At 44.0% G+C, this 6,249-nt stretch carries 5 protein-coding genes and 1 pseudogene; 1 reads left to right on the forward strand and 5 read right to left on the reverse strand.

Annotation, left to right across the window (positions count from 1 at the left end):
* The first annotated feature begins 254 nt into the window (after nt 1-254).
* Complete coding sequence (locus tag AACT52_RS40345; RefSeq protein WP_083630766.1) at nt 255-401, forward strand: ribbon-helix-helix domain-containing protein; 147 nt, start codon at nt 255-257, stop codon at nt 399-401.
* 80 nt (nt 402-481) lie between these two features.
* Here AACT52_RS40345 and AACT52_RS40350 read toward each other — a convergent pair.
* From AACT52_RS40350 to lpdA, 5 genes and pseudogenes are all read right to left on the reverse strand, one after another.
* Nucleotides 482-637, reverse strand: a pseudogene (locus tag AACT52_RS40350) (alanine--glyoxylate aminotransferase family protein); the annotation flags it as partial.
* A 223-nt stretch (nt 638-860) separates the two neighbouring features.
* On the reverse strand, nt 861-1,904 hold the full coding sequence (locus tag AACT52_RS40355) for a calcium-binding protein (protein WP_073635719.1): 1,044 nt from the start codon (nt 1,902-1,904) through the stop codon (nt 861-863).
* Between the two features lie 1,019 nt (nt 1,905-2,923).
* Complete coding sequence (locus AACT52_RS40360; RefSeq protein ID WP_073635720.1) at nt 2,924-3,178, reverse strand: DUF5340 domain-containing protein; 255 nt, start codon at nt 3,176-3,178, stop codon at nt 2,924-2,926.
* 95 nt (nt 3,179-3,273) lie between these two features.
* Nucleotides 3,274-4,173 (reverse strand): indole-3-glycerol phosphate synthase TrpC, encoded by a 900-nt coding sequence (gene trpC, locus AACT52_RS40365; protein ID WP_073635721.1) that lies wholly within the window; start codon nt 4,171-4,173, stop codon nt 3,274-3,276.
* Between the two features lie 144 nt (nt 4,174-4,317).
* Nucleotides 4,318-5,748 carry a dihydrolipoyl dehydrogenase gene (gene lpdA, locus AACT52_RS40370; RefSeq protein ID WP_073635722.1) on the reverse strand — a complete coding sequence of 477 codons (1,431 nt, stop codon included), beginning with the start codon at nt 5,746-5,748 and terminating at the stop codon, nt 4,318-4,320.
* Nucleotides 5,749-6,249: the final 501 nt, after the last annotated feature.

Raw genomic sequence — 6,249 nt, forward strand, 5'->3', positions numbered from 1 at the left:
ATTGTCTCGTGTTTTTTTGTAAAACACGCTGGCTGGTTCAAACAGCCCTACCCGCCTCGACCACTTTCATGATTGTGCGGCTACTTCGGTATCTTCCAGCCTTGAAGATTTTACGTGTTGAAGGCAACGCAGCGCGTTCTTCTCAACACAACCCCATATCTTCAGTTGTCGTGGTTCAGCATGGTATCACGTTTGTTTTTTGGAGTTTTTCATCCTGTGTTACCATAATCCCATATTAACACATAAATGGGATTATGCAGCGTTATAACTTGAGGCTGTCTGATAAAGAATATGAAGCTATCAAAAGGATGTCAGCAGTAACAGAACGCTCAATCAACGATTTGATTAGAGAAGCAATAAGAGAATATGTTGAAAAAAAAGAAAGAGAAACAAAGGGATAAATCCCTTTACGTCGGGTTTCATCCCCTGCTTAAAAGCGAGGGGTTCTCACCCTCCCACTATGCTTTGATAGTACTACTAACTAAGACTGTGTAAACACGCGGCTTGCTGCTGCAACACCACTCCCTAGGGTGAAATTTTCAAAGCCTAGTTCACAGAGGGCGACTTCCAAAGAGGCAATACAGCGAAGGATATCGCGATCGCTCACAAAGCCGAACTCACCAGTCCGGAAAATTTGTTTTTCATTTGTGTAACGAGAAATCCTTCAGATCCACCCCAGCCAATTTCCACTCTTGGGAACAATGCTTAATTTACCTGACTTTTAGCCTTAACTGATAGTGTTTTTTTGAAGTCCTCAAAAAGAATAGAAGCATTGGCAATGGTGATGGGTTTGTGTTTATTAGTTTACACTTTGGCACTTTTGGTGGGGCCGCAAGTTTTCATGTCGTTCCCTCAACCAGCTAAGTGATCGTAAAATCTCGAGAGGCAATGACATTGGTGGTGTCTTGCAGGATGGCAATTAAATCACCGTATCTGTAGATAGCGGTATCTAGGTCTGAGTTGCCAATCAAGTTCTGGTCTTTTACCAACGTATAGTGATCAATGCTGCCACCTATCCGAATCTTATCGCCCTCCCATGCTTTAAAATCTGTGATAACAGCATTTCCGGAGCCTAGATAGTAGATATCAACATCTGAGGAAGAACGCCAGTTGTAACCGAGTCCAAACGTATCCGCCCCAGAACCACCAGTCAAGGTATCCGTTTCAGAATCACTGTAACCTCCGTATCCATTGAGGTAATCATCACCCCAACCTCCATTTAACTTGTCGTTCCCACGACCACCGTAGAGCGAGTCATTACCATCCCCGCCAATAAGGAAGTCATTTCCACTAGGGGCTGATAACCCCCCTAGTATCCCATCACCGAAGATAAGGTCGTTCCCCTTACCGCCATAAAGCACTTGGTCACCTGCTCCTCCTTCAATTACGTCATCACCTTTACTCCCATAGAATGCACCGTCGCTAAATTTAATTACGCCATCACCTGGATTCTCAGGAGCCAAATCAGCCTCATTGGATTTATTGAATACAGCAAAGGTTGCTATATCAAATCCGAAGTGATGACCATCAATGTGAGCAAGTCCAGCCTCACTACCTAATCCATTATGTCCGACACCTAGCTTTGTATCAGTGGATGGGTCAAAGGGGTTGTTATGCAAATGTCCGGGTTCCTCTCCTCCTGGATTACCACCTGGATCTGCAATCAAATTAGTATCTTTGTCATAGTAGTGCGTTACTACAACCTCTCCGGTGTAACCAGTTAGTGAGGTTGGGTTTACAGAGTCAATGACATAGTAACCAGTAAGCCCAGTTTCGTTAGGTGAGGGCTCATTTATACGCTGACCAGCGTAGTAGTTAGAGTCAGATGTTGTATAGCCGTAGCCTTTGTAGTACTCCCCATCACCATAGTTGTAAGTGAAAGTATAGGAAATATTCGTAGTCATTTGCTATCTCCTTTTACAAGCGTTGTGATTAAGTCCTTATAGACATCAACCGTTTGCTCTCCTAGTCTTTCTGGCATAGTTGCAACCTAATGCCACGCAGTGGTTGAAATCTACACCCTCCTTGTATATGTAACTCCACTCAAACAGCCAGAGTTTTATGCAAATTCTCAAATATTAATTTCTGGCTGTTGACGTCGCGTAATCGGCAGGAATTTCTGATTAACCTCAAGAGGTTACTGTTCCATTCCAGAACTTTTTACAAAAGTTCATAAGAAAAACCCCATCTATCTTTTAGTGGGACTTTGAAAATTTGTAAGCTATTAAGATGCACATTTTATAACGCTTATATAGCACGGCTTTCAGAAAATCAAGAATGCAGGTGCTTGTTTCATTTGTTGCTAGCGGCGATTTTCGCGGCTAGTGAGAGGCTCATATCTTGCACTTATCCGTACAAACCATTAATCAGCAAAAAGCAGTGCAATAAAGTTACATCATCTTTTATTGACTTTATTTGAAATATAAGGAATGCTGCCTTTAGAGGTCATTTATAAAGTAAAAATAAAATTCTTGTAGGGTGTGTTAGGCGCATATTTCCATATGATTTGTAAGGAAAAACATCATCAAAGCGCAAGGGCGCACCGCCATATAACATGGTGCGTTACGGCTTCAGCCGTAACGCACCCTACTTAAGATTAACTTTATAAATCAACTCTTATACTTAATAATTTTATTAACATTCCATTTTGTGGGTGCAAGATCTTAGCAAACAAACTAGCAGTTGTGCTGGTAACGCGCGATGGCGTTCCTCTTTGCTAAAATATTTTTTATAAAAAAAATATAAATGAAGTAATTTTATAGAATAAACCAATCGTATTGAGCACTCCCCGAACTGCAAGTCCGGGGATTCTAGAAGGATGCTACGCGGTAGTTTCGCTACACCCCTCAGCTTCTTTTTAGTTCATCTCCCTAAAACTTGCCAAGTTATAAGGGTAGTGGAAGACGAAAGTAGATGGCTTGATTCATGACTCGGGAGCAGCAATCTGCCCAGTATTAAGATGATTGAGCGACCAACGGTGGTCAATCTTAACAGATGAGGACTGGCAAATTTCTTCCAAATGCTTTTGTTGTACAGCCGCTTTACGTAGGCTAATAATGAGCTGATTCACCTGATGCCGCAAATCTGGATTATTACTGACTGCTTGCATGGTTTGTCTCTCTAGCAGTTGCAGTATAAGTTCGTAGTGGATCGGTGAAGGCAGAGGAATTGGATCCATGAATTGGTAGTTTATTTAAGATTTGGATGAGTCAGAAGTTGGTTGTCATTACATGAATTGTTACATAGGCAAAAATTATTTGGCTAAAGGCTGAATTATGCAGAAGCTGAAGATTGGGCAAAGAGGTTGGCGATCGCTTGTTCTGGATCTGGGTGTTTTACCAGAGACTCGCCGATCAGGACGGCAGATACTCCTGCTTGTTCTACTAAAGTCAAATCTTCTGGGGTATGTAAGCCTGACTCGCTGACAACCAGAATGTTCCGTTCCTGCAATTGGTTGCCGAGTGCTGCCAAAAGTTCGCAAGTCGTTTGTAAGTCAACTGAGAAATCTTCCAAGTTGCGATTATTAATACCCACCAGTGATACGCCATCTATGGTTAATACCCGCTCAAGTTCTGCTAGAGTATGAACTTCAATCAAAGCCGCCATTTTCAGGGTTTTAGCAATTTTGACGAAGTATTGCAAATCTTGATCACTCAGTATAGCTGCAATCAATAATACAGCATCTGCACCTCGAACACGCGCCATGTACATTTGGTATGGATATATGACAAAATCCTTACATAGTAAGGGCAAATCTACTTTGGCACGTACCCGAGCTAAGTTTTCAAAACTGCCAGAGAAAAATTTTTCATCTGTAAGTACCGAAATACAGCTTGCACCGCCTTTTTGATACTTTAACGCAATCTCCACCGGATCAAAATCTTCTCGTAAAATTCCTTTACTGGGAGACGCTTTTTTGACTTCAGCAATCAAAGCTGGTTTTGTTTTACCTTGTCGCAAAGCTGCCACAAAATCACGGGTAGGAGGTGCTTCAAGAACCTGACGCTGCAATTCCTGCAAAGACAGCTTTTCCCGCATTTGGTCAACTTCTTCTTCTTTATGCCAGACAATTTCTTCTAAAATGTTGTTTGCCTGGGCATCAAGGATGGCAGCTTGATACTGCACTGTGGATACAGCAATAGCTGGGTTAGGTCTACGGCGACGGATTTGCATAATTTAGTTAAGAGTCATTGGTTGTAGAGACAAGCTGTCATTAATTGTAGAGACGTGACGCCACCGGCACGAGGGAGACCCTCTTGCATAGCGCTGGCTCGCCATGGCACGTCTCTACATTTGTCACATATACAGGACAAATGACTAACTGGCAATTGCACGTTTGTATGCTTCGTCCAGCACTTCGGAAAGTGTTGGATGGGCGTGAACCAAATGAGCGAGGGTGTGGACAGATTGACGATTGGCGATCGCCGCTGACGCTTCATGAATTAAATCCGAGGCGTGTATGCCGAAAATGTGAACGCCTAAAACTTCCCCTGTGTCTTTGCGATAAACGACCTTTGCCATGCCGTCAGCTTCACCTTCTGCCAAGGCTTTGGAATTTCCTTTGAAGTAACTCTTTGCCACTGCGACTGCAAATCCAAGGGCGCTGCCTTTTTCCTTGGCTGCTGCTTCGGTCATACCCACATAGCTGATTTCTGGATGAGTGAACGCTGCTGCGGGGATACTGTGATAGTCTACTTCTTTGTGCTGCCCACGGATATTTTCTACTGCGATGATACCTTGAGCAGAAGCAGCGTGCGCCAGCATCATTTTGCCATTAGCATCACCAATTGCCCACAGATGCGGTACTACCTCACCAGCCGATAGCACAGCCATGCTGTCGTTCACTGGGATAAAATTCCGCCGATCAAGTTCCACACCCACAGACTCTAAACCCAGGTTTTGCGTAGCTGGGATGCGTCCCGTCGCCACTAGGCAAGCATCTACCTCGATGACGCCTACGTCTTCTTTGGTTTTGAAGTCAGCTAACTCAATGACTACGGGTGAACCAGGAATGACTTTCTTAGCGTATATCCCCACATACGTTTCAATATCGCGCCCAGTAATCAGTACCCGTTCGGCAAGTTTAGCAATATCGCGGTCAAATCCTGGCATCAGCTGATCCAGGGCTTCTATCATTGTGATTTCACTGCCCAAAGCTGAATAAACATCAGAGAATTCTAAACCGATGTAGCCACTGCCAACAATTGCTACCCAATCTGGTAGCCATTCCAGCTTGACACCCTGATCGCTGGTAAATACAGTTTTGCCATCGACTTCAATACCCGGAGGAACGAACGGTACAGAACCGGGAGAAAGAATAATATCTTTTGCCGTAATCGTTTTTTCGCCGCTTTCTGTTGTCACAGAGACTTTTTGAATCCCTGCTATCTTACCCCAACCTCGAATGATATCGACTCCTGAGCGTTTCAGGCTGTTGGTCAAGTCGCCTTGTATTTTGGCTACGAGATTGTTTGCATGGTCGGCGATCGCCTCTCGGTCGAACGCCACACTTCCCAGTTGGATTCCTAGCGACTTGAGGTGATGAGCATCTCTTAACTCCCGCACACGTCCAGATGCCGCCAGCAGTGCCTTAGATGGAATGCAGCCCCGGTTGACACAGGTTCCCCCCATATCTGCTGCTTCGATAATGGCTGTTTTCAAACCACAGCTCACAGCGTGTAAGGCAGCACCATGTCCGCCTACTCCAGCGCCTACAATCACTAAATCGTAATCAAATCCATCACTCACGTTAGTCTCCCCGTGTGCTTTGCCTATTTGTTCTTAACTGACCTAGCCATAGCGTCCAAGTTTTTTCATTGTAGGCTGTTGCCAAATCAAATTTATGATTTAGACTACTAGGGAGTGAAATTGATGCTCTTACTTTAATACTGTACCATATTATACTTTTAAAGTATATTTACTGGCCCTGTCCCTGTTTAGAGAAACGACTCGATCACTTGGAGAATCTACAAACTCCATGACTTCTGCAGGAACCTGTGGCAAAACATCCATGATGCCAGAAATTTTGCGCCATGTCACCCAATGACTAATGACGGTCTTAACGAGTTAACTTTACTTTTACAACTTAGTGATCACAACAATCGAGTCACTAGGGAAGTTCGTCTGGGTTAATTAAGTGCGATCGCAGATAGGATTCCAATCGCTCTGCTCGTTGACGTTCCTGTTCTGCTCGTTGACCGGAAAACGAGACGCAAGCCCCTGGCTTTAGACATGGGGATAAGTCGCCAG

The sequence above is a fragment of the Scytonema sp. HK-05 genome (assembly GCF_963872035.1).
Taxonomy (GTDB): Bacteria; Cyanobacteriota; Cyanobacteriia; order Cyanobacteriales; family Nostocaceae; genus Kalymmatonema.

Excerpts from the sequence above, each read along its gene's own strand:
- AACT52_RS40345 (WP_083630766.1), top strand. The coding sequence starts at position 255 with ATGCAGCGTTATAACTTGAGGCTGTCTGATAAAGAATATGAAGCTATC.
- AACT52_RS40355 (WP_073635719.1), bottom strand. The coding sequence starts at position 1,904 with ATGACTACGAATATTTCCTATACTTTCACTTACAACTATGGTGATGGG.
- AACT52_RS40360 (WP_073635720.1), bottom strand. The coding sequence starts at position 3,178 with ATGGATCCAATTCCTCTGCCTTCACCGATCCACTACGAACTTATACTG.
- trpC (WP_073635721.1), bottom strand. The coding sequence starts at position 4,173 with ATGCAAATCCGTCGCCGTAGACCTAACCCAGCTATTGCTGTATCCACA.